Source organism: Burkholderia sp. AW49-1 (genome assembly GCF_053427845.1).
In genome coordinates, this window is record NZ_JBSAXF010000008.1 from 195745 (window position 1) to 215018 (window position 19274).

The 19274-nt window shown below is 66.6% G+C and carries 20 protein-coding genes and 1 tRNA gene; 13 read left to right on the forward strand and 8 right to left on the reverse strand.

Annotated features, from left to right (window positions below; genetic code table 11):
• Positions 1-184 precede the first annotated feature (184 nt).
• The 3 genes from ACV22W_RS15400 to ACV22W_RS15410 all read right to left on the reverse strand — a co-directional run bounded on the left by ACV22W_RS15400 (position 185) and on the right by ACV22W_RS15410 (position 4363).
• Entirely contained in the window at positions 185-1729 is a 1545-nt protein-coding gene (locus ACV22W_RS15400) for a hypothetical protein (protein ID WP_448020239.1), read from the reverse strand.
• A 388-nt stretch (positions 1730-2117) separates the two neighbouring features.
• Positions 2118-3596: an amidase gene (locus ACV22W_RS15405; RefSeq protein ID WP_448020341.1), complete on the reverse strand. Its 1479-nt coding sequence runs from the start codon at positions 3594-3596 to the stop codon at positions 2118-2120.
• Positions 3597-3670: 74 nt separating this feature from the next.
• Positions 3671-4363, reverse strand: coding sequence for a dienelactone hydrolase family protein (locus tag ACV22W_RS15410; RefSeq protein ID WP_448020240.1), 693 nt, complete (start codon positions 4361-4363; stop codon positions 3671-3673).
• 270 nt (positions 4364-4633) lie between these two features.
• On the opposite strand from ACV22W_RS15410, the gene ACV22W_RS15415 reads away from it, so the two are divergent.
• Entirely contained in the window at positions 4634-5713 is a 1080-nt protein-coding gene (locus ACV22W_RS15415) for an NAD(P)H-dependent flavin oxidoreductase (RefSeq protein ID WP_448020241.1), read from the forward strand.
• A gap of 420 nt (positions 5714-6133) precedes the next feature.
• Positions 6134-7276, forward strand: coding sequence for a branched-chain amino acid ABC transporter substrate-binding protein (locus ACV22W_RS15420; protein WP_448020242.1), 1143 nt, complete (start codon positions 6134-6136; stop codon positions 7274-7276).
• A gap of 97 nt (positions 7277-7373) precedes the next feature.
• Here the strand turns inward: ACV22W_RS15420 and ACV22W_RS15425 are convergent, their stop codons facing one another.
• Positions 7374-8588: an MFS transporter gene (locus ACV22W_RS15425; protein ID WP_448020244.1), complete on the reverse strand. Its 1215-nt coding sequence runs from the start codon at positions 8586-8588 to the stop codon at positions 7374-7376.
• 276 nt (positions 8589-8864) lie between these two features.
• On the opposite strand from ACV22W_RS15425, the gene ACV22W_RS15430 reads away from it, so the two are divergent.
• From ACV22W_RS15430 to ACV22W_RS15440, 3 genes are all read left to right on the forward strand, one after another.
• Positions 8865-9524, forward strand: a complete 660-nt coding sequence (locus ACV22W_RS15430) for a HugZ family pyridoxamine 5'-phosphate oxidase (RefSeq protein WP_448020245.1) — start codon at positions 8865-8867, stop codon at positions 9522-9524.
• Between the two features lie 355 nt (positions 9525-9879).
• Positions 9880-10173, forward strand: a complete 294-nt coding sequence (locus ACV22W_RS15435; RefSeq protein ID WP_448020343.1) for an H-NS histone family protein — start codon at positions 9880-9882, stop codon at positions 10171-10173.
• A gap of 235 nt (positions 10174-10408) precedes the next feature.
• The gene (locus tag ACV22W_RS15440) at positions 10409-11566 is read left to right on the forward strand and encodes a cation diffusion facilitator family transporter (protein WP_059533450.1); all 1158 of its coding nucleotides are present in this window, start codon (positions 10409-10411) and stop codon (positions 11564-11566) included.
• 27 nt (positions 11567-11593) lie between these two features.
• Here ACV22W_RS15440 and ACV22W_RS15445 read toward each other — a convergent pair whose 3' ends face one another.
• The 3 genes from ACV22W_RS15445 to ACV22W_RS15455 form a co-directional block, all read right to left on the reverse strand.
• Complete coding sequence (locus ACV22W_RS15445) at positions 11594-12064, reverse strand: Lrp/AsnC family transcriptional regulator (RefSeq protein WP_006477376.1); 471 nt, start codon at positions 12062-12064, stop codon at positions 11594-11596.
• Between the two features lie 79 nt (positions 12065-12143).
• Positions 12144-12803, reverse strand: coding sequence for a hypothetical protein (locus ACV22W_RS15450; protein ID WP_059452651.1), 660 nt, complete (start codon positions 12801-12803; stop codon positions 12144-12146).
• Positions 12800-13444: an MBL fold metallo-hydrolase gene (locus ACV22W_RS15455; RefSeq protein ID WP_059533448.1), complete on the reverse strand. Its 645-nt coding sequence runs from the start codon at positions 13442-13444 to the stop codon at positions 12800-12802. Before ACV22W_RS15455 ends, ACV22W_RS15450 begins: the two co-directional genes overlap by 4 nt.
• 660 nt (positions 13445-14104) lie before the next feature.
• Between ACV22W_RS15455 and ACV22W_RS15460 the strand changes: the two genes are divergently transcribed.
• Positions 14105-14716, forward strand: a complete 612-nt coding sequence (locus ACV22W_RS15460; protein WP_059691546.1) for a septal ring lytic transglycosylase RlpA family protein — start codon at positions 14105-14107, stop codon at positions 14714-14716.
• A gap of 95 nt (positions 14717-14811) precedes the next feature.
• Here ACV22W_RS15460 and rsmI read toward each other — a convergent pair whose 3' ends face one another.
• Positions 14812-15690, reverse strand: coding sequence for a 16S rRNA (cytidine(1402)-2'-O)-methyltransferase (rsmI, locus tag ACV22W_RS15465; RefSeq protein WP_448020246.1), 879 nt, complete (start codon positions 15688-15690; stop codon positions 14812-14814).
• A 46-nt stretch (positions 15691-15736) separates the two neighbouring features.
• On the opposite strand from rsmI, the gene ACV22W_RS15470 reads away from it, so the two are divergent.
• The 7 genes from ACV22W_RS15470 (at position 15737) to ACV22W_RS15500 (ending at position 19173) form a co-directional block, all read left to right on the forward strand.
• Positions 15737-16165 carry a YraN family protein gene (locus ACV22W_RS15470; protein ID WP_448020344.1) on the forward strand — a complete coding sequence of 143 codons (429 nt, stop codon included), beginning with the start codon at positions 15737-15739 and terminating at the stop codon, positions 16163-16165.
• Between the two features lie 128 nt (positions 16166-16293).
• A complete protein-coding gene (locus ACV22W_RS15475) occupies positions 16294-16878 on the forward strand; it encodes an SIS domain-containing protein (protein ID WP_059691549.1) in 585 nt (194 codons plus the stop codon).
• Between the two features lie 17 nt (positions 16879-16895).
• Positions 16896-17693, forward strand: a complete 798-nt coding sequence (locus ACV22W_RS15480; RefSeq protein ID WP_059601873.1) for a BON domain-containing protein — start codon at positions 16896-16898, stop codon at positions 17691-17693.
• Complete coding sequence (locus tag ACV22W_RS15485) at positions 17690-18049, forward strand: c-type cytochrome (protein ID WP_448020248.1); 360 nt, start codon at positions 17690-17692, stop codon at positions 18047-18049. The genes ACV22W_RS15480 and ACV22W_RS15485 overlap by 4 nt, the downstream gene beginning before the upstream one ends.
• Before the next feature lie 66 nt (positions 18050-18115).
• A tRNA-Ala gene (locus tag ACV22W_RS15490) sits at positions 18116-18191 on the forward strand.
• A 216-nt stretch (positions 18192-18407) separates the two neighbouring features.
• Complete coding sequence (locus ACV22W_RS15495; RefSeq protein ID WP_448020250.1) at positions 18408-18926, forward strand: hypothetical protein; 519 nt, start codon at positions 18408-18410, stop codon at positions 18924-18926.
• Positions 18927-18948: 22 nt separating this feature from the next.
• Positions 18949-19173 carry a hypothetical protein gene (locus tag ACV22W_RS15500; RefSeq protein ID WP_448020251.1) on the forward strand — a complete coding sequence of 75 codons (225 nt, stop codon included), beginning with the start codon at positions 18949-18951 and terminating at the stop codon, positions 19171-19173.
• Positions 19174-19274: the final 101 nt, after the last annotated feature.

Here is a 19274-nt window from a genome sequence, read left to right on the forward strand (position 1 = left end):
GCCCGACCGGCGCAAGCCGGCCGGGCTTTTTCGTTTTTGCGGGAGGGGCGTCGAGTGGCGGGGCGATCGGTTGAATCTGCGGCGTTCGAGTGGAACGTGAAATGGCCGGATCGACGCATGCCGCTCCGGCCGCTCGTTCAATGCGCGCAGTGCACGGGCGCAAGATGAACGGCGGTCATGCCGCTCATTTCCACTCGCCCTTCACGACGACGTCGCCGCTCGCCTCGATTTTGCCGACCCAGGTGTTGCCAGCCACGTCGAGATGCAGTCCGCTGGGCGACAGCGGAAAGATCAGGTCCATGTCGAGCGAGCCCATGTAGGGATGGTTGCCGCCGACGACTTCGCGCCATTTCATCGACGTGACGTCGTGGGTGAGGCCGGTGCAGTTGTCCGCGCGGTCGATGTGTTCGGTGCCGCTGTAGAACCGCAGATTGGCCGGAATGCCGACGACGGTCGCGCCCTGGTTGCCGACGAACTTGCAGCGCGGGCCTTGCGTGGTCGACACGCTTGGGGCCTTGACCTCGACCGACACGCGGGTAGCTTTGGAGACACCGAACTGCCGGACCGTAAGCGGAATCGCGATGTCGGGGTCTTGCCCGATGCTGCCGATGTAATGGCCGAGCGCGGACGGATTGCGCTCTTCGATCGCCACGCCGAACGTGAGGCGCTTGAGTTCGACGTTGGACAGCAGGCTGAGCGGAGAGGTCAGCTGCGGCATGTGGTTGGGCACGATCGTGAGTGCGACGTCGTCGAGCGTCGTGACGTCCTTCGAGCCGAGCAGGTCCGAAAGATACCTCGCGGTGACGACTAGTGTCGTGCGGTTGAGTTCGGACACGTCGATCTCGCGGGTTTTCCGTCCGTCGACGAGGAGCCAGGCGTCGCTGGCGGCGATCGTGTCGAGCTTCAGCGTAAAGCCGCCGGACACGGTGTTGGTCTTGACGTCGATCGGGCACTCCATCCGGTCGCCGCGATTGGTGCATGCGTCGGGCACCTGTGTGAGCACGTGGCCCTGCGTGACTTCGGCACGACCCGAAATGGGTTCGACATCGAGTGTGTAGCCGGTGGAGTGCACGTGCAGCAGGTGCAGCATGTATCCGTAGCCGCCGCGGCAGATCCCGAAGCCATCGTCATCATTCCAGTTTGCGGCGAAGTCGGGGTGATAGGCGGTCATCATTCCCACGTCGAACGGCTGGTTGTTGGCGATCGCGTCGGCAATCAACGACTTTGCCTTGTTGTCCATCACTTGCGTGCCTATCGGCGGCTCCTTCGACACAATCGTGGGAGACTCGGCGCCGTAGAGCATTAGCCCGTTGTACGTATAGGTTGAGTTCTGGTTCCGGGTCCCGCGACGAGCGAATGGCAAGGAGGGATTGCGCGTATCTTCCGTGCCGGCGACGGACAGCGAAGCGATCCGGCCCGCGACGTCGACCCAGATACCCGCGCTCAGCTTGAAGGTCCAAGTTTCATCGCCGATGAACGGAAACGCAGCGGCGAGTTGCGACTTGGTCGGATCCTGAACGTCCACGTAGCCGACCAGTGCCCCATTCGCAAGCGGGCCGTCCGCCGTGAGGTAGATCCGGTTGCGGACCGCGATATGGATTGGACGCACTGATGCCTCAAAGAGTCCTCTCCGGTTATCCGGCTTACACATCTTGAGCAGGTACGGGTTGATACCGGCCAGCGCATTCCCTGCCGGTATCGCGCAGAGCGACACGGCGGCGAATGCCACGCGGAGCAAGTGGTGTTTGGCGGGATGGATCATTGGCGTGCAAATGGGCGACCGCAAGCGGCAGATGCAGGATGACGCCCCGGGAGCAGGCGTACGGCAATTCGACGAGTTGCTGGATCGCCTGTGGGTTAAAGAGAACGGACATGCTAGGTTCTGCAACCCATGCTGCACATGAGAACGGTCCGAAAAGAGTCAGTTGGACCGACGCGCAAGTGCGAGCGAGGCCGGAAGGGGGAGCACTTCTCACCTGGCGGCTTTCACGGCGCACGGGTGGCGCTGAAGGCGGTCGGCCAGGCTTTCGGCCGGCGTTGCCGCGCCGGACGGAAGCGCTGCGTCACATGCCCGCGGGCCGCGCGCGGTGCGCGAGGTGCCTCCCGCGCAGCGCCCCTTACCCCTGTGCCTGCATCAACGGCGGCCGTTTGCCGAACCACGGCCGCGCTTGCTCCAGTTGTCGCGCGAGCTTGAGCAGCAACGCCTCGTCGGTGTGACGCGCGACGAACTGCACGCCGATCGGCAGGCCGCGCGCGTTCCAGTAGAGCGGCACCGACATCGCCGGCTGGCCCGTCAGGTTGAACAGCTCGGTGCAGCCGGCCCACGCGAACGCCTTTTCCGACGCCTTCGCGAGCATTTCCCGCAGCAGCGGTTTTACCGGCAGCGCGCCGAGCAGCTTCATCTGCGCGGCTTCGAGCGGCGTCGGCTGCAGCTCGCCGATCTTGACCGGCGGGCCCGCGAGCGTCGCGCACAGGATCGCGTCGTAGCGCGACACGAGGCCCGAGACCTGCACGGTGAGCTGGCGTTGCCATTCGAGCACGTCCGGCAGTCGCGCGCGGGCGATGCGCCTGCCGACGACGGCCATCGCCCACGTCGCCGGTTCGAACTCCGCGCGCTTCGGCGTGCGCCCGGTCAGCGCGCGTGCACCCAGCACCATCTCCTCGGCGATCGTCGCCCACAGCGTGAGAAAGGTTTCGGCCGTGCGTGCGTAGTCGATGTTCAGTGTCGCCGGTTCGACGTGATGGCCGAGTGATTCGACGAGCGCGGCCGCGTCGTCGAGCGCCGCGCGCGTATCGTCGGAGAGCGCCGGCGCAAGCATCGGGTCGACGACGAGGCCGATCCGCAGCGGACCGGGCGGTGTGTCGAGCTCGCCGAGGAAGGTGCCGGACGCGCCGGGCGGCAGCGTCTGACCGGTCGTCACGTCGAGCAGCAGAGCGCTGTCGCGCACGCTGCGCGAAACCGCATGCTGGACGACCAGCTCGCCGTTCGACGGCTGGTCGACCAGCACCGGATTGCGGCTCGGCTTCAGCCCGAACAGCCCGCAGCACGACGCCGGAATCCGGATCGAGCCACCGCCGTCCGACGCATGCGCGAGCGGCACGATGCCGGCCGCGACTGCCGCGGCCGCGCCGCCGCTCGAGCCGCCGGGCGTGTGATCGAGGTTCCACGGATTGCGGCACGCGCCGAACAGTTCGGGTTCGGTGTACGGCATCTGGCCGATTTCCGACGTGTTGGTCTTGCCGAACACGTTGAGTCCCGCCGCACGGCTGCGCGCGATCACCGGCGAGTCGTCGGCGGGGACGAAGTAGCGATAGTGGCGGCTGCCCATCGACAACGGCAGCCCGGCGACCGCCGCGCCGAGATCCTTGACGAGATACGGGACACCCGCGAACGGCACATCGGTGCCCGTATCGAGGGCCGATTCGGCCCGCTTGCGCGCATCGTCGTAGTCCTGCAGCACGATCGCGTTGATCGCGCCGTTCACCGCTTCGGCCTGGCCGATCGCGGCGTCCAGCAGTTCGCGCGGGCTCGCCTTGCGCTCGCGCACGAGTGCGGCGAGGCCGATCGCGTCATGCGCGAGATAGTCCGAGTGCATCGCAGTCACCCCCGTTGTGACTCGTGGCGATGAAAGGAGAATAACGCGGGCCCGGCGAGCCGGGCCCGCTGCCGTTACACGTGCTCGGCGAGGAACGTCAGCGTGCGGCCGTGCGCAAGCGCCGACGCGCGCTGGTGGTACGACGCGCGATCGGGGCAGTTGAAGCCGTGTTCGGCGCCCGAATACAGATGGAACGACGCATTGTGGCGGCCCGCGAATGCGGTCTTCACCTGCTCGACGGCGTCGAGCGGGATGCCGTGGTCATTCTCCGCGTAGTGGAACAGGATCGGCTGCGTGACCTTGCCGGCGAGGTCGAGCGCATTCTGGATGCCGCCGCCGTAATAGGCGACCGCCGCATCGACCTTGCCGGCCGCGGCCGCACGGTACGCGAGCTGACCGCCGAAGCAGTAACCGATCGCGGCGACCTTGCCGGCGACTTCGGGGCGCGCGCGCAACGCGTCGGCGGCCGCGCCGATGTCCGCGATCGCGAGACCGACGTCGGTCTTCTTCATCAGCTCGATGCCCTTGTCGCGATCGGCGCCGTCGTAGGTCAGCTCGACGCGCGGCTGCGTGCGCCAGAAGACGTCCGGCGCGAGCGCGACGAAACCGTCGGCCGCGTACTGGTCGGCGACCGAGCGGATGTGCGCGTTCACGCCGAAGATCTCCTGGATGATGATGACGGCGGGGCCCTTGCCGCGCTTGGGCAGCGCAAGATAGCCGCCGAAGCTGTCGTTACCGGTCGGGATGTCGATCCATTGGGCAGTCACGTTGGAACTCCTGGCGAACGGGTGCGCGACATGCGCACCGCGGATGAAAAAAAGGGCGGCCTAGTGTGCCACCAATCCGGTGGCGCTGCAGCGCGCAAGCGGCGCGCCTGGCCGGTGTGTGCGCGTTGCGAATCCGCGTCCCGGACCGGCTTCTCGCGCAGCGATCGTTTCGATCTCGATTATTCATTTTTCGACGGTGCGCCGCTTCGATAGAGTCGACGTGTCGGCCTTTACAAAGCGCTTTCGCACATCGTCATCGAAGGATTCGCCATGCCAGCCCGTGCATTTTCCACTCCGTTTTCCGAACGCTTCGGCCTGCGCCTGCCCCTCGTGCAGGCGCCGATGGTCGGTGCGACCACGGCCGTGATGGTCGCGGCCGCATCCAATGCCGGCGCGCTCGGCAGTCTCGGCGCCGGCGCGTTCGAGCCGGATCGTCTCGCGACCGAAGTCGCCGCGATTCGCGCGGCGACCGCGCGTCCGTTCGCCGTGAACCTGTTCGTGTTGCCCGAGGCCGCGCCCGACGCGGCGACCGTCGCGCGCGCGCTCGCCGCGATCGATCCGTTGAACGCGACGCTCGGGCTGCCGCCGGGCACCGCGCCCGCACGCTACGCGCCCGACTTCCGCGCGCAATTCGACGCGCTCGTCGCGTTGCGCGTGCCGGTCGCGAGCTTCACGTTCGGCGTGCTCGACGCGGCCGACGTCGCGCGCCTGAAGGCCGTCGGCACCTACGTGATCGGCACCGCGACGCACGTCGCCGAAGGGCGCGCGTGGCAGGCGGCCGGCGCCGACGCGCTGTCCGCGCAGGGTGCCGAAGCCGGCGGCCATCGCGGCACCTTCATCGGCTCGGGCGACGATGCGCTGATCGGCACGCTCGCGCTCGTGCCGCAGCTCGTCGATGCAACCGGCCTGCCCGTGCTCGCCGCGGGCGGCATCATGGACGGTCGCGGCATCGCCGCCGCGCTCGCGCTCGGCGCGCAGGGCGCTCAGCTCGGCACCGCGTTCCTGACGTGTGCGGAAAGTGCGATCGCGGCGGACTGGAAAGCGCGGCTGCTCGCGAGCGCCGATACGTCGACGCAGGTCACGCGCGCGATCACCGGCCGTCATGCGCGCGGATTGCGCAATACGCTGATGATGCGGCTCGGCGAACGCGTGGCCGACGCCGCGCCGTATCCGGTGCAGAACGCGCTGACCCAGCCGCTGCGCCAGGCCGCCGCGCGCGCGAACGACGGCGACCATCTGTCGCTGTGGGCCGGGCAGGGCGCACCGCTCGCGCGACGGCGCGCCGCCGCGCTGACGACGTCGCAACTCGTCGACGCGCTCGACGCCGAATGGCGCGCAACGGACGCCTGACCGGCTCGTATCGAAGCGAGAAAAGCGCGTGTCGTCACGCGCGTTTCATTCAATGATCCCGCGCACAAAATACCGAATCGAAATGACGCGGGAATGCTTTGAATCAACCTTTCATCCGGTCGTCCGAGATTAGCGGAAACCCTTATCCGGTGCGGCTCGCAGCGATATTCGAGGATTCATTCCAAAGCGCCCGTATCGGTAGTGTTACCACTACCCCAAAAAAGTCCCACAAATTAATTTGATCACCTACACTTGCGCGCAAGTACGGGCGGGCGGCTGCTAAAAGCGGCCGTTTCCCCACGTGCTTGAGGCCAAGTGCATGAAGGATGCAACCGGCGAATCGTCCAGTGAATGCAAACACAGGGATGGCAGCGGGGCACCGGGCGATGGCGTTTATTGGGACCGAAACTGGAGACTTACATGAATATCAAGATGCAAAAGCTGTTGCCGATCACCGCAGCGGCGATGCTGTGTGCTGCAGCTGCAAGCAACGCGTCCGCCGATCAAGTCGTCAAGATCGGCCACGTCGCGCCGTTGACGGGCGGCATTGCACACCTGGGCAAGGACAACGAAAACGGCGCGCGTCTCGCAGTCGAGGAAATCAACGCGAAGGGTCTCACGATCGGCGGCCAGAAGATCACGCTGCAACTCGACCCGCAGGATGACGCGGCCGACCCGCGGCAGGCGACGCAGGTTGCGCAGAAGCTCGTCGACGACAAGGTCGTCGCGGTGGTCGGCCACCTGAACTCGGGCACGTCGATCCCGGCCTCGAAAATCTACAGCGATGCGGGCATCGTGCAGATCTCGCCGTCGGCGACCAACCCGGCTTACACGCAGCAAGGCTTCAAGACCACGTATCGCGTGGTGGCGACCGATGCGCAGCAGGGTCCGGCACTCGCGAACTACGCGCATTCGAAGGGCATCAAGAGCGTCGCGGTGGTCGACGATTCGACCGCTTACGGCCAGGGCCTCGCGAACGAATTCGAGAAGAAGGCCAAGGCGCTCGGCCTGAAGGTGATGTCGCACGACGCGACCAACGACAAGGCGGTCGACTTCCGCGCGATTCTGACCAAGATCAAGGGCGAGAACCCGGACGCGATCATGTACGGCGGCATGGACGCCACCGGCGGCCCGTTCGCGAAGCAGGCGAAGCAACTCGGCCTGCGCGCGAAGATCTTCGCGGGCGACGGCGTGTGCACGGAGAAGCTGGCCGACCTGGCCGGCGACGCGACCGACAACATCGTGTGCTCGGAAGCCGGTGCTTCGCTGGAAAAGATGCCGGGCGGCGCAGCGTTCAAGGCGAAGTACGAGAAGCGTTTCGGTCAGCCGATCCAGATCTACGCACCGTTCACGTATGACGCCGTGTACATCATCGCCGACGCGATGAAGCGCGCGAACTCGACGGACCCGGCGAAGATCCTCGCGGCGATGCCGGCGACGAAGTACACGGGCGTGATCGGCACGACGACCTTCGACTCGAAGGGCGACCTGCAGCACGGCGTGATTTCGCTGTACAACTACAAGAGCGGCAAGAAGACGCTGCTCGACGAAGTGAAGATGTAAGCTGAAAAGCGGCCGGCAGAAGGGGTGAAGGCGCGCCTGTGGCAACACGGGCGCGCCTTCTTTTTGGCGATCCCGCAGCGGGGCGGCCGCGCCGCGGTCAGATCTTCAGGTGCGCGAGCACCTTCGGCGCGACGGCCGCGACGAGCGCCGCGCACAGCGCGACGACCGACAGCCCGACGGTCAGATTCACGGCCTGCGCGACCGCGCCGATCACGACCGGACCGAACAGCAGTCCGAAATACGCGAGCCCGGCCACGTGCGCGAGCCCTTCGGCCGCGTGGATGCCTTTCACGCGCGCGGCGGCGGCGAACAGCACGGGCATCATGTTCGCGAGGCCGACGCCCATCAGCGTAAAGCCCGTCAGCACGGCGATCGGGTTCGGCAGCAACAGCGCGCCGATCATCCCGGCGCACGCGAGCGACGCGCTCGCGAACACGAGCTGCGGCGCGCCGAAACGCGCACGCACCGCGTCGCCCGCGAATCGCGCGACCGCCATCCCGCCGGAGAACGCGGCATAGGCCGCGCTTGCGAGCGCGGGGCTCGCCGCGACGACGTCGCGCATGTAGACCGTCGCCCAGTCGTACATCGCACCTTCGGCGATCAGCGCGATCAGCGCGATGCCGCCGAGCATCCACAGCGCGGGCGAGCGCCAGCGGTTGCCGCCGCCGTGCGCGTGTTCGTGATGCGGCACGTGCGGCAGCACGGCCGGGCTCGCGACGAGCAGCACCGCCGCGCCGACGGCCGCCGCGAGCGCGAGATGCACGGCCGGCGCCATGCCGGCCGACAGCAGCGCGCCGCCGGCCGCCGCCCCCGACATCCCGCCGATGCTGAACATTCCGTGCAGCGACGACATGATCGGCTTGCCGAGCGCGATCTCGACCGCGCTCGCCTCCGCGTTCATCGCGACGTCGAGCGTCGCCATCGAGAAGCCGAACAGCGCGAGCACGACGAGCAGCATCCAGTAATCGGGCACGACGAGGATCAGCGCCGCGCACGCGGACATCACGAGCCCGCCCGCGAGGCACGCGGTGCGCGAGCCGACGCGCGCGATCCAGCGCGCGATCGTCAGCATCGCGGCGATCGAGCCGCCAGCGACCGCGAACAGCGCGATCGACAGCAGTCCCGGGCTCAACGCGAACTTGTCGCGCACGGTCGGCACGTGCACGCCCCACGACGCGTACATCATGCCGGCGATGAAGAACAGCGCCATCGTGGCCGTGCGTGCACGCTGGCGGACCGGCAAGGCCAGCACGCGATGCGCGTCGGGCGGCGCGGCGAAGTCGGACGAGGATCGGGAGGAGGTTTCGGACACGGAGCGCTCTTGAATGGACGATGCGCGGGCGCGTCGCGCCCGTCGGATGGGTCCGATTCTATCGAACCGCTTACGGTCTTGCCGGCGCGCTGGCCGTTCGGCCGATCACGCTTCGGCACGCACGGTGCCTGCGCGGGCCGCGCCAGCCGATCGGCGGATGCCCGGCGGGACGCCGCCGCGGGTAACATCGGTGCGCAGGCGGCGCGCCCGAAGCGTTCCAGTACGGCGCGTCATCGCTACCGTTGCCGCCCAGGCTTTTTGACCGCAGGAGCCACCGTGAACATCGATCCCGCCCTTGCGCTGCACCTGCTGCACCGCTGCGCACTCGGTACGCTCGCGACCCACGCGCGCGATCCGCAAGGCTTTCCCTATCCGACGGTCGTTCCGTTCGCACCCGATGCGAATCATCGACCCGTGATTCTCGTGAGCGGCCTTGCCGAGCACACGCGCAACCTTGCCGCCGATCCGCGCGCGGGATTCCTCGTCGTCGACGCGCCGGACGGCGACGTGCTGAACGCCGAGCGCGCGACACTGCTCGGCCGCTTCGTGCCGCTCGGTGACGATCCCCATGTCGCCGCGCGCTACACGCGCTACGAACCCGATGCCGCACGCTACCTCGCGCTCGGCGACTTCACGTTCTGGGCGCTCGACATCGAGCGGCTGCGCTACATCGGCGGATTCGGCCGGATGGGCTGGGTGGACGGCACTGGCCTCGATGCGCTGCCGCCGCTCGGGTTCGACGACGAACGGGCGTTGTGGGATGCGTACGAGTCGAGCGATGCGCGTCGCGAAGGGCTCGACCTGCTCGGCGTCGACCGCCACGGCGCCGACTGGCGCTCCGACGGCCGCCGCGTGCGCACGCCCTTCGACTCGGTGCCCGGCGACGCCGGTGCATTGCACGAACGGTTGATTGCCAGCGCGCGGGATGTGACCTGACGCCGCGAATACAGATCTGTCTGAATAGCGCCGCGCGCCGTACGATTTTCCCGAACTTGTCGCCGGATGAAAGCTTTGATTTTTTCGCATGCAGGGTAATTGCGTATGTTGATAGACTTATTACCCGATCAGTAATGTCCTAATCTCTATGCAAGTGCGTAGAAATTTGAGAAAAGGCCGCAACCGGTCAAAATGACATGCGTGAATTACAATTGGTCTCGGGATTTTCGTGAATCCCGCTTCTATCAAATCCTTTTTGTGCTAATCTCTGCCTTCGAAAATCCGAGGCACAAATATTCCATGAATGGTGAGCCGGCTGCAGACCGGTGCCATTGGTCATATAGAAAGGGAAACTATGTCTTCTTACAAGGACCTGCTGGCCCAGCGGGAGAAGCTGGAGAAGCAAATCGAAGAAGCGAAGTCGCGTGAATACGCCGAAGTGCTGAATGACGTGAAGCAGAAAATTGCCGACTACGGCTTTTCGCTCGCCGAACTCGGCCTCAGCCGCGCGAAGGCAGGCAAGGTCGGGCGCCCGCGCGCAGGTGTGGCAGCCAAATACCGCGATCCGGAAACGGGCGCGACGTGGTCGGGCCGCGGCAAGCCGCCGCGCTGGATCGCTGGCAAGAACCGCGAACAGTTTTCGATTTAAACATCCGTTTAAGTCGACGTCTCAAAAAGAGCCGCGCATCCGCCAGGAGCGCGGCTTTTTGCATTCCGGTATAGAAATGTATGCGTCTTGTCATGAAAACGTCATGAATGGGCGTGAATGAAAATGCAACCCGTTCGCATAAGCGGTTGATTTGAATGGAAAATTTCATGATATCGGAATGCCGGGCGCACTTCGTTTGATAGAATTCCGTATCCCAACCGATATCTCGTATTTCATGTCAACGTTTTCCGACGACGCGCAAAGCGCGGATAAGCACGCGGTCGCGCGCAAGAGCACCCTCGTCAGTATTGTGCTGAATGTGGTGCTTGCGACGTTTCAGATCGTCGTCGGCGTGGTTGCGCATTCGCAGGCATTGATTGCCGATGGCATCCATTCGATTTCCGATTTGATCTCGGATTTTGTCGTGCTGGTTGCGAATCGCCATAGTGGTGCATCGCCGGATGCCGATCACAATTACGGACACAGCCGTTATGAGACCGTCGCGTCGCTGTTTCTCGGCGCGATCCTGATCGCGGTCGGCATCGGCATGCTCTGGCGCGCCGGCGACCGTCTCGTGAATCTCGAAAACATCCCGGCCGTCCATTTTTCCGCGTTGATCGTCGCGTTGACCGTGCTCGTGTCGAAAGAGGCGCTGTTTCGCTACATGCTGCGCGAGGCACGGCGCGTGCGTTCGGCGATGCTCGTCGCGAACGCGTGGCATGCGCGCTCGGACGCCGCTTCGTCGCTCGTCGTCGCAATCGGCATCGTCGGCAGTCTCGCCGGCGTGCGGCTGCTCGACCCGATCGCCGCGGCGATCGTCGGTTTCATGGTCGCGCGCATGGGCTGGACGTTCGGCTACGACGCGCTTCAGGACCTGTCGGATCGCGCGCTCGACACCGCCGACACGGCCGAAATCCGCGCGCTGCTCGAGGCGACGCCGGGCGTGCGCGACGTGCACGACCTGCGCACGCGCAAGATGGGCGATGCGGCGCTCGTCGACGCGCACATCCTCGTCGATCCCATGATCTCCGTCTCCGAAGGCCATTACATCGCGGAAACCGCACGTGCACGCGTGCTGCGCGACCCGCGCGTGCTCGACGCGCTGATCCACGTCGACCCGGAGAACGACACGGCGCGCCGTCCGGCGCTCGCGCTGCCGCCGCGTGCCGAGATCACGGCGCGGCTCGAGGCCGCGCTCGCGCAACGCGGGCTGCATCCGGCCGCCATCAATCTGCACTACTTGAGCACGGGGCTCGAGATCGACGTGACGCTCGACGCCGGCGCGGGCGATACCGACGCGGCGCTGGCCGGCCGGCTCGACGTCGATGCGCTGAAGCGGCAGTTCGGCGCGCGCCGGATCGGCTTCACGCGCGGACTGCCCGCGCAGGCCTGAGCGGCGCGGGCGACCGCGGGCCGCGCGTTACAGCGGCAGTTGCGTGTCGAACTTGATTTCGCGCAGCACGACGCTCGTGCGCACTTGCGACACGGCGGGGATCTTGAAGATCCGTTCGTGCAGGAAGACGTCGTAGGCCTTGATGTCGGGGGCGACGATCTTGAGGATGTAATCGGCCTCGCCCGTCGTGCTGTAGCACTCCGTAACTTCCGGGCAGGTCGCGATCTCGCGCTCGAACTGCTCGACGCCGCCTTCGTTGTGGCGAGTCAGGTGTACGTGCGCGAGCGCGCACACGTGCAGGCCCAGCTTCTCGCGATCGAGCAGCGCCGTGTAGCGCTGGATCACGCCGGACTGTTCCATGTCCTTGATGCGGCGCCAGCACGGCGTGCTCGACAGGCCGACCTGGTCGGAGATTTCCTGCACGGAACGGCGCGCGTCGAGCTGCAACAGGCGAAGGATTTTTTGCGAAAAGGAATCGAGCGTCACCTGCGCCTCCATGCGGCAGCTACAACACGCTGAATGTTAGAGGGCCGGGAAAGGAAAGGCAATCTGGCGGCGCGTCGCTGAGCGAGATTCGCTAATTTGCGCGTGGATCCGTGGGGTTTTGTCCCGCCCCCGCCTGTTCCGACCGATCGGTGTCGCCCACCGCGAGGCCCGCGAGCGCGGCCTGCTGGCGGCGCAGGTCGGCGAGCATGTTGCAGAACAGCGCGCCTTGCTCGATCGCGTCGTCGAGCGCGACGTGCGTGTGCGGATGATCGTCGAACCAGTGCTTCGGAAAGCGCGGCTTGATCGCCTTGCGGTACGGCAGGCCAGTCATCGCGAACGCGAGCGTCTTGATGTCGAGCGCCGACCACGAGAACGGGCAGCGTCCGGCGAAGCGCATCATGTACCAGAACATGAACGTGAAATCGAAGCCGGCCGGCATCGCGACGAACACCGGCTTGCCGGGCAGCGCCTCGACCCATTCGACGTACGCGACGAGCGCGGCCTCTGGCGCCTGCAGGTCGCGCCGGCACGCGGCCCACGCTTCCGGTTCCGTCTTCCACCACGCTTCCTGCACCGGATGGGCCTGCGCGCCGGGCAGCGTCTCGAGGTTCGCCGAGAACGTCGCGATCAACTGCTTGTCCTCGGTATAGGCGGCCGACGCGAAGCTCAGCATCGAGTGCGGGCCCGGAATCGGGCCGTCGGCCTCGACGTCGGTGCTGACGTAGATTTCGGGGATGGCTGTCTGGTTCATCCGAACACCTTGTCGGACACGAACGGATTCGTGCGGCGCTCGTCGCCGAAGGTCGACACCGGGCCGTGGCCCGGCACGAACGTCACGTCGTCGCCGAGTGGCCACAGCTTCTCCTTGATCGAACGCACGAGATCCGCGTGGTTGCCGCGCGGGAAATCGGTGCGGCCGATCGAGCCGGCGAACAGCACGTCGCCGACGATCGCGACACGATGCGCGCGGCTGAAGAACACGACATGGCCGGGCGTGTGGCCCGGGCAGTGATAGACCTCGAGCGTCTCGTCGCCGAACTGCACGGTGTCGCCGTCGTTCAGCCATTGGTCCGGCTCGAACGCCTCGGCGGCCGGGAAGCCGAAGCGCTGGCTCTGCATCGGCAGTTGCTCGATCCAGAAGCGCTCGTCTTCCTGCGGCCCCACGATCGGCACGCCGTAGTGCGTCGCGAGCGCCTTCGCGCCCGCGCAGTGATCGACGTGGCCGTGCGTCAGCAGCACCTTCTCGACCTGCACGTTCTGCCGCGCGATCTCCTGTTCGATCCGTTCGATGTCGCCGCCCGGATCGACGACGGCGGCGCGGCCGGTCTTTTCGCAGACGAGCAGCGAGCAGTTCTGCTGGAACGGCGTGACCGGAATGAGCGTGACTTTCATGGAGGCACCGGCGGCTAAAAGGAGCGATTGTACCGGTCGCGCGCGCTGCCTGCCGCCCCTGCGGCGAGGCGTCGGACGCGCTGCTCAGTGCAATCCCGGAGCATTCCGATTGTTACAGCCATAGTGAGAATCAATGGTCCGGAAGGGGCGCTTTTCGAGCCGGGGTTTTGGTTTATGTATAATGCCGCCCATTGCGCGTGAATTTCACGCAATTCGCAGGTGTTTCGGCCCCGTTAAAAAAAGGGCGTCGGATCACCGTCAAGCATCGACCGCCGGGGAGTCCGGCGGTGTATCCAGCACCGAGCATTCGGTGCTCACGTCTTGTCCGGCCGGGTGCTGCGCGCCCGTTCTGCGGCCCTGCTGCCGCGCCGCCGGATGAGGCCTGTGCCGCCGTTCCTGTGCGTTGGCTGTATGCAGCGCGCGCGAACGTGAAGCCATGTTCGATGGCGGCATGTGGGGTCTGGTCAGGCTGCCGGGGACAGGTTGCGCCAGACGTGAAAACTAATCAGGACGGTTGCGGCAGAGACGAAAGCCGCGCCCATGCTAGCCGCCTGCTCGCGTAGCCGAGCGGGGCGTGCACGCATTTGCCGTCCGGGCCGCGTATCTGCGTTGTTGAGCAGCGTTGTATCGGTGCGGCCCGAACCAGAAGGCGACACGTCGATGAACTTTCGATTTCCGACTCGATTCGGGACCATTGCATTATTTTTTGCGCTGACGGGCTGTGCGGTGCCACCCAGCCAGACCACCAGCAGCGCCAACCAGAAGAACGCGGTCAGCAAGACGGCCGCTGCCGCGAAAGCGGATGACGACAAGCAGCAACTGAATTTCGATTCCGCGCTGGCATCGATGCCGGCTGCCGACAGCAAGGACGCGAAGAAGTCGTCGCTGGCGGACGCCGAGCCGATCGACGGCAAGGACGTGTCCGACTTCCGCCAGACGGGCCGGGCATCGTGGTATGGCCGGGATTTCCACGGCCGCCGCACCGCGAACGGCGAGCGTTTCAACATGAACGCGCTGACCGCCGCGCACCGCACGCTGCCGCTGTCGTCGTACATCAAGGTGACGAATCCGTCGAGCGGCAAGTGGGTCGTCGTGAAGGTCAACGATCGCGGGCCGTACAAGCGTGGCCGCGTGCTCGACCTGTCGTACGCCGCCGCCAAGATGATCGGCCTCGTGCATGCCGGCACGGGCCGCGTGAAGATCGAAGGGCTGTCGCCGCAGGAAGCGCGCGAGGCGCGCGACGAAATGTTCGCGTCGCTGTCGTCGAAGTAACGCGGCAGTTCGTCCGCTCATGCAAAAGGGCTGCCCTCGGGCAGCCCTTTTTCGTTTCCGCGTGCCGGGCGGCGGATGCCGCCCGCGCTCGCACGTCAGCCTTCCTTCAGCGCCAGGGCGCGCGCATACAGCGCGTTGCGCGATGCGCCCGTCAGCGCGGCCGCGAGCTTCGCCGCGCTCTTCACCGGCACTTCTTCCAGCAGCAGCTTGAGCAGAGCGTCGTGCGCGGTGTCGTCGGCTTCGCCGACGTCGGCCGGCGCGCCTTCGACCACCAGGACGAACTCGCCGCGCTGGCGGTTCGCATCGCCGGCGAGCCAGCTCTGTCCTTCGGCCAGGGTGCCCTGGAACAGCTGCTCGTGTAGCTTGGTGAGTTCGCGTGCGATCAGCAGCCGGCGCGCCGGGCCGAACGCGTCGGCGAGGGCGGCGACGGTGTCCGCGATCCGGTGCGGCGCTTCGTAGAACACCAGCGCGTACGGGTGCCGCACGAGCGCCTGCAGCGCGCTCGCACGCTGCTTCGGCTTCGGCGGCAGGAAGCCCGCGAACGTGAACGCGCCGGCCCAGTCGCCGGCCACGCTCAGCGCGGTCACGGCCGCGCTCGCGCCCGGCAGCGGAATCACCGGGAAGCCGGCCGCGCGCACGGCGTCGACGAGCCGGGCGCCGGGGTCCGAAATGCCGGGCGTGCCGGCGTCCGACACGTACGCGACGCGTTCGCCGGCGCGCAGCAGCCCGATCACGCGCAGCGCGGCTTCGCGCTCGTTGTGCTCGTGCACGGCGACGAGCGGCTTCGAGATGCCGTAGCGGGCCAGCAGCTGGCCCGTGTTGCGGGTGTCTTCGGCCGCGATGCGGTCGGCGAGGCCGAGCACGTGCAGCGCGCGCAGCGTGATGTCGGCGGTGTTGCCGATCGGCGTCGCGACCACGTAGAGCGCGGCGTCCGGGTAGTGCTGGGTTTGCGCGAGTTCGAGGAGGGCAGTCATGGCAGGCAATGCGCGCATTCGCGGCGCAAGCGGAACAAGGACGGCATTGTGCCACGCGGCGCCGGCCGCGCCGGGCAACGAGCGCGGTTTGCCGACCGTCGGCGGCAACTTTTCCGGCACGGCGCGATCCAGATCGATTGGCGCGACGTTCGAGCAGCGCGCGCGGCAGTTCCTGGAGCGTCGCGGCCTCGCGTTCGTCGCGGCGAACGTGACGGTGCGCGGCGGCGAGCTCGACCTCGTGATGCGCACGCCCGACGGCACGCTCGTGTTCGTCGAGGTGCGCGCGCGGCGCAGCGCCCGGCATGGCGGCGCGGCGGCGAGCGTCGGCTTGCGCAAGCGGCGGCGTCTGGTCGCGGCCGCGCTCCATTTCTGGGCGCGGCACGGCGCGGGGGCCGCATGCCGTTTCGACGTCGTCGCGTTCGAGGCCGGTCGGCTCGAGTGGCTGCGCGATGCATTTCGTGCCGATGATGCATAGCCGCGAGCTGTGACGAGATGTAAAGAGTTCTTGTCATACCGCCGGAGAGGGTGCCGGAGTGCGGTAAACTCGCCGCACCCATGACGTTGCGCGCTGCGTGCCATGCGCGCCCAGTTCACCAGGAATCGATGTCAGTCGAACGTATTCAGCAACATTTCCGCGACAGCGCCGCGCTTCACGCCGAAGCGGCCGATGCGCTGTCGCTGCCGATCGCAGCCGCGGTCGACGCGATGTTCGCCGCGCTGGCGAACGGCAACAAGATCGTCGCATGCGGGGATGGCCCGTCGGCCGCCGCAGCGCATTACCTCGCCGTGTCGCTCGTTGGCGGCTTCGAGCGCGAGCGTCCGGGCCTGCCCGCGATCGCGCTGGCCACCGACGCGTCGCAGGGCGGCCTCACGGGGGCAGCCGCCGCCGATCAGCTGTTCGCGCAGCAGGTGCGTGTGCTCGGGCAGACCGGCGACATCCTGCTGGTGCTCGACGCGAGCGGCGCGTCGCCGCGCGTGCTGGCCGCGATCGACGAGGCGCACGAACGCGAGATGACCGTCGTCGCGCTGACGGGCGGCGACGGCCATGCCGTGGCCGCCGCGCTGTCCGACACCGATATTCCGATCAGCGTGCCCGCCTCACGTGCGGCGCGCGTCCACGAAGTCCATCTGCTGACCATCCACTGCCTGTGCGACGGCATCGACGCGATGCTGCTGGGTGAGGATTGAACGAAGGAGAGCCGTCGATGAATCAAAGCCGCGTCAAACAGACGCTCGTCAGAACCACGTTGCTCGCCGCGCTGACGGCGGGCCTCGCGATGTCGCTGCAGGGCTGCGTGCTCGGCGTGCTGGGTGCGGCGGCCGGCGGTGGCGCGCTGATCGCGACCGATCGCCGCACGCTCGGCGCGCAGACGGAGGATCGCGAGATCCAGGTCAAGTCGCTCTCGCAGATCAATAACGGGCTGCCGGACCAGTCGCACGTGAACGTGACGGTGTTCAACCGTCGCGTGCTGCTGACGGGCGAAGTGCCGAACAACGCGTCGAAGCAGCGCGCCGAGGAAATCGTGCGCGGCATCAACAATGTGAACGGCATCGTCAACGAGCTGTCGGTCGAGCCGTCGTCGTCGCTGTCGTCGCGCGCGAACGACTCGTACCTCGAAGGGCGCGTGAAGTCCGAGCTGATCGCGACGAAGGGGCTGTCGGCGAACTACTACAAGGTCGTCAGCGAGCGCGGCAACGTCTACCTGATGGGGCTCGTGACGGTCGACGAAGGCAATCGCGGCGCCGATGCGGCCAGCCAGGTGCCGGGCGTCGAGAAGGTCGTGAAGGTGTTCCAGTACATCCAGCCGCAGGACGCGCAGGCGTTGCAGGCCGCGTCGCCGAGCGGGGCGTCCGGCGCGCAGGCCGCCGCCGCGCCCGCGGATGCTGCGACCGTCGGCGCGGTGCCCGATGCGTCGGTCCAGTCCACGCCGCTGCAACCGCCGGCGCCGATCTCGAATTCGTCGAGCGTGCACCCGGGCAATCCGAAGGCAACGCCGCAATGAAGTCGACGCAGATGAAGATCAGGCAATGGATGGTGCAGGGCGCCGCGGCCGCGGCGCTCGCGGCCGGTGTGCTCGGCACGGCGCAGGCGGACATCGGCGACGGCCTCAAGGTCGCGCGCGGCAACGCGTGCATGGGCTGTCACGCGGTGGACCGCAAGCTCGTCGGTCCGTCGTTCAAGGACATCGCCGCCCGCTACAAGTCCGATCCGCAAGCCGTCGCGAAGTTGTCGAAGAAGGTGAAGGACGGCGGCTCCGGCGTCTGGGGCGCGATTCCGATGCCGGCGCATCCGCGCATGAGCGACGCGGATCTGCGCTCCGTGGTCGAATGGGTCCTGGCGGGCGCGCCGTCAAAGTGACGCGCCGGGGGTGACGGATCCCCTATTGCCAAGCGTGGAAATGCGTGTGTATGATGGTCGACTGTTGGGGCGGTAGCTCAGCTGGGAGAGCGTCGCGTTCGCAATGCGAAGGTCGGGAGTTCGATCCTCCTCCGCTCCACCAAGTAACACCCGAAAAAGCCTTGTAAATCAAGGCTTTTTCCTTTTGTGTGGCCGGTTTTGATCAACACGTTGCAACACTTCAAAACACGCAAAAACACGGACCATTTTCCCCAGATTTTCCCCAGCCTTCCGCGCTGAAACGCCCATCGGGCGGGCCTCGGACCATGCCGGCCGGGCAGGGCGGTACAATCGTTGCCATACGACGGAGCAACAAAGCATGGCAACGACGCTGGAAAAACTGGAGAGGGTAGCGGGTACGTCCCCGGTGCTCACGATCCCGCAACTCATCGAAGCGCTGGGCGAAGCGCTGAACCTGCGGGACGGGTGGTCGGTGCAGTCGGTGCGCAACCAGATCGCACGGGGTACGTTCCCGTTCCCGAGCGGGAAAATCGGGAAAAACCGGGTCTTCTCGGTCGCGGTCGTCGCCGAGATCATCGACGGGATGGGGCGCGAGGAGCCTGCGCCGCCGCGCGACGAGCCGCTGCCGGTTCAGGTTCGGCAGGTGCGAGCCGGTAAAGTGATGTCGGTGGGCGGGCGCCCGACGAACGCGGCACGGGCCGAACGGCTGCGCAAACTCGGTATCGGTTACACACAACTGTTCCTCACTGCGCTCGATGCGTGGTGGGCCGAGCAAGTTCGGCTACGCCAGGCGCACGAAGCCGGCACGCTGGGCGATGCGACCGACGAAGCGATGCCCGATCTTCCGCCGTACGACCGCAGGCGCAGCACGCCCTAAATACACCAAAAATGGGCAGCCCATGACCAACGATCTGAATGTGAACGAACTGCTGACGAACGGCCCGGACGACTTGATGTTGGTCACCGATCAGGTTGGGAAACTGCTGGGCCGGTCGGCCCAACAACTGTCGGTCGATCGTAAGGATGGGCGTGGCCCGGCGTGGTCTGCACCGTTCGGCCCGAACGGTGTGGTGCACTACAAACTCGGCGACGAACGGGCGTTTGTGAGCGGCCAGGTGTCGTAAGAACCGGGACCAGCACGGCACCGACTTTCCGTCGATTGCGGCTGGTACCATGGCAAATCATCTGTCGGTGACGGCATTCGCCATAAAACCGGCTAACAAAC

What these genes read in the sequence shown, in the direction of transcription:
- ACV22W_RS15440 (WP_059533450.1), top strand. Translation starts at nt 10,409, where the DNA reads ATGTCAACGTTTTCCGACGACGCGCAAAGCGCGGATAAGCACGCGGTC.
- ACV22W_RS15495 (WP_448020250.1), top strand. Translation starts at nt 18,408, where the DNA reads ATGGCAACGACGCTGGAAAAACTGGAGAGGGTAGCGGGTACGTCCCCG.
- ACV22W_RS15405 (WP_448020341.1), bottom strand. Translation starts at nt 3,596, where the DNA reads ATGCACTCGGACTATCTCGCGCATGACGCGATCGGCCTCGCCGCACTC.
- ACV22W_RS15450 (WP_059452651.1), bottom strand. Translation starts at nt 12,803, where the DNA reads ATGAACCAGACAGCCATCCCCGAAATCTACGTCAGCACCGACGTCGAG.
- ACV22W_RS15460 (WP_059691546.1), top strand. Translation starts at nt 14,105, where the DNA reads ATGAACTTTCGATTTCCGACTCGATTCGGGACCATTGCATTATTTTTT.
- ACV22W_RS15475 (WP_059691549.1), top strand. Translation starts at nt 16,294, where the DNA reads ATGTCAGTCGAACGTATTCAGCAACATTTCCGCGACAGCGCCGCGCTT.
- ACV22W_RS15445 (WP_006477376.1), bottom strand. Translation starts at nt 12,064, where the DNA reads ATGGAGGCGCAGGTGACGCTCGATTCCTTTTCGCAAAAAATCCTTCGC.
- rsmI (WP_448020246.1), bottom strand. Translation starts at nt 15,690, where the DNA reads ATGACTGCCCTCCTCGAACTCGCGCAAACCCAGCACTACCCGGACGCC.
- ACV22W_RS15480 (WP_059601873.1), top strand. Translation starts at nt 16,896, where the DNA reads ATGAATCAAAGCCGCGTCAAACAGACGCTCGTCAGAACCACGTTGCTC.
- ACV22W_RS15500 (WP_448020251.1), top strand. Translation starts at nt 18,949, where the DNA reads ATGACCAACGATCTGAATGTGAACGAACTGCTGACGAACGGCCCGGAC.
- ACV22W_RS15435 (WP_448020343.1), top strand. Translation starts at nt 9,880, where the DNA reads ATGTCTTCTTACAAGGACCTGCTGGCCCAGCGGGAGAAGCTGGAGAAG.
- ACV22W_RS15415 (WP_448020241.1), top strand. Translation starts at nt 4,634, where the DNA reads ATGCCAGCCCGTGCATTTTCCACTCCGTTTTCCGAACGCTTCGGCCTG.
- ACV22W_RS15485 (WP_448020248.1), top strand. Translation starts at nt 17,690, where the DNA reads ATGAAGTCGACGCAGATGAAGATCAGGCAATGGATGGTGCAGGGCGCC.
- ACV22W_RS15455 (WP_059533448.1), bottom strand. Translation starts at nt 13,444, where the DNA reads ATGAAAGTCACGCTCATTCCGGTCACGCCGTTCCAGCAGAACTGCTCG.
- ACV22W_RS15420 (WP_448020242.1), top strand. Translation starts at nt 6,134, where the DNA reads ATGAATATCAAGATGCAAAAGCTGTTGCCGATCACCGCAGCGGCGATG.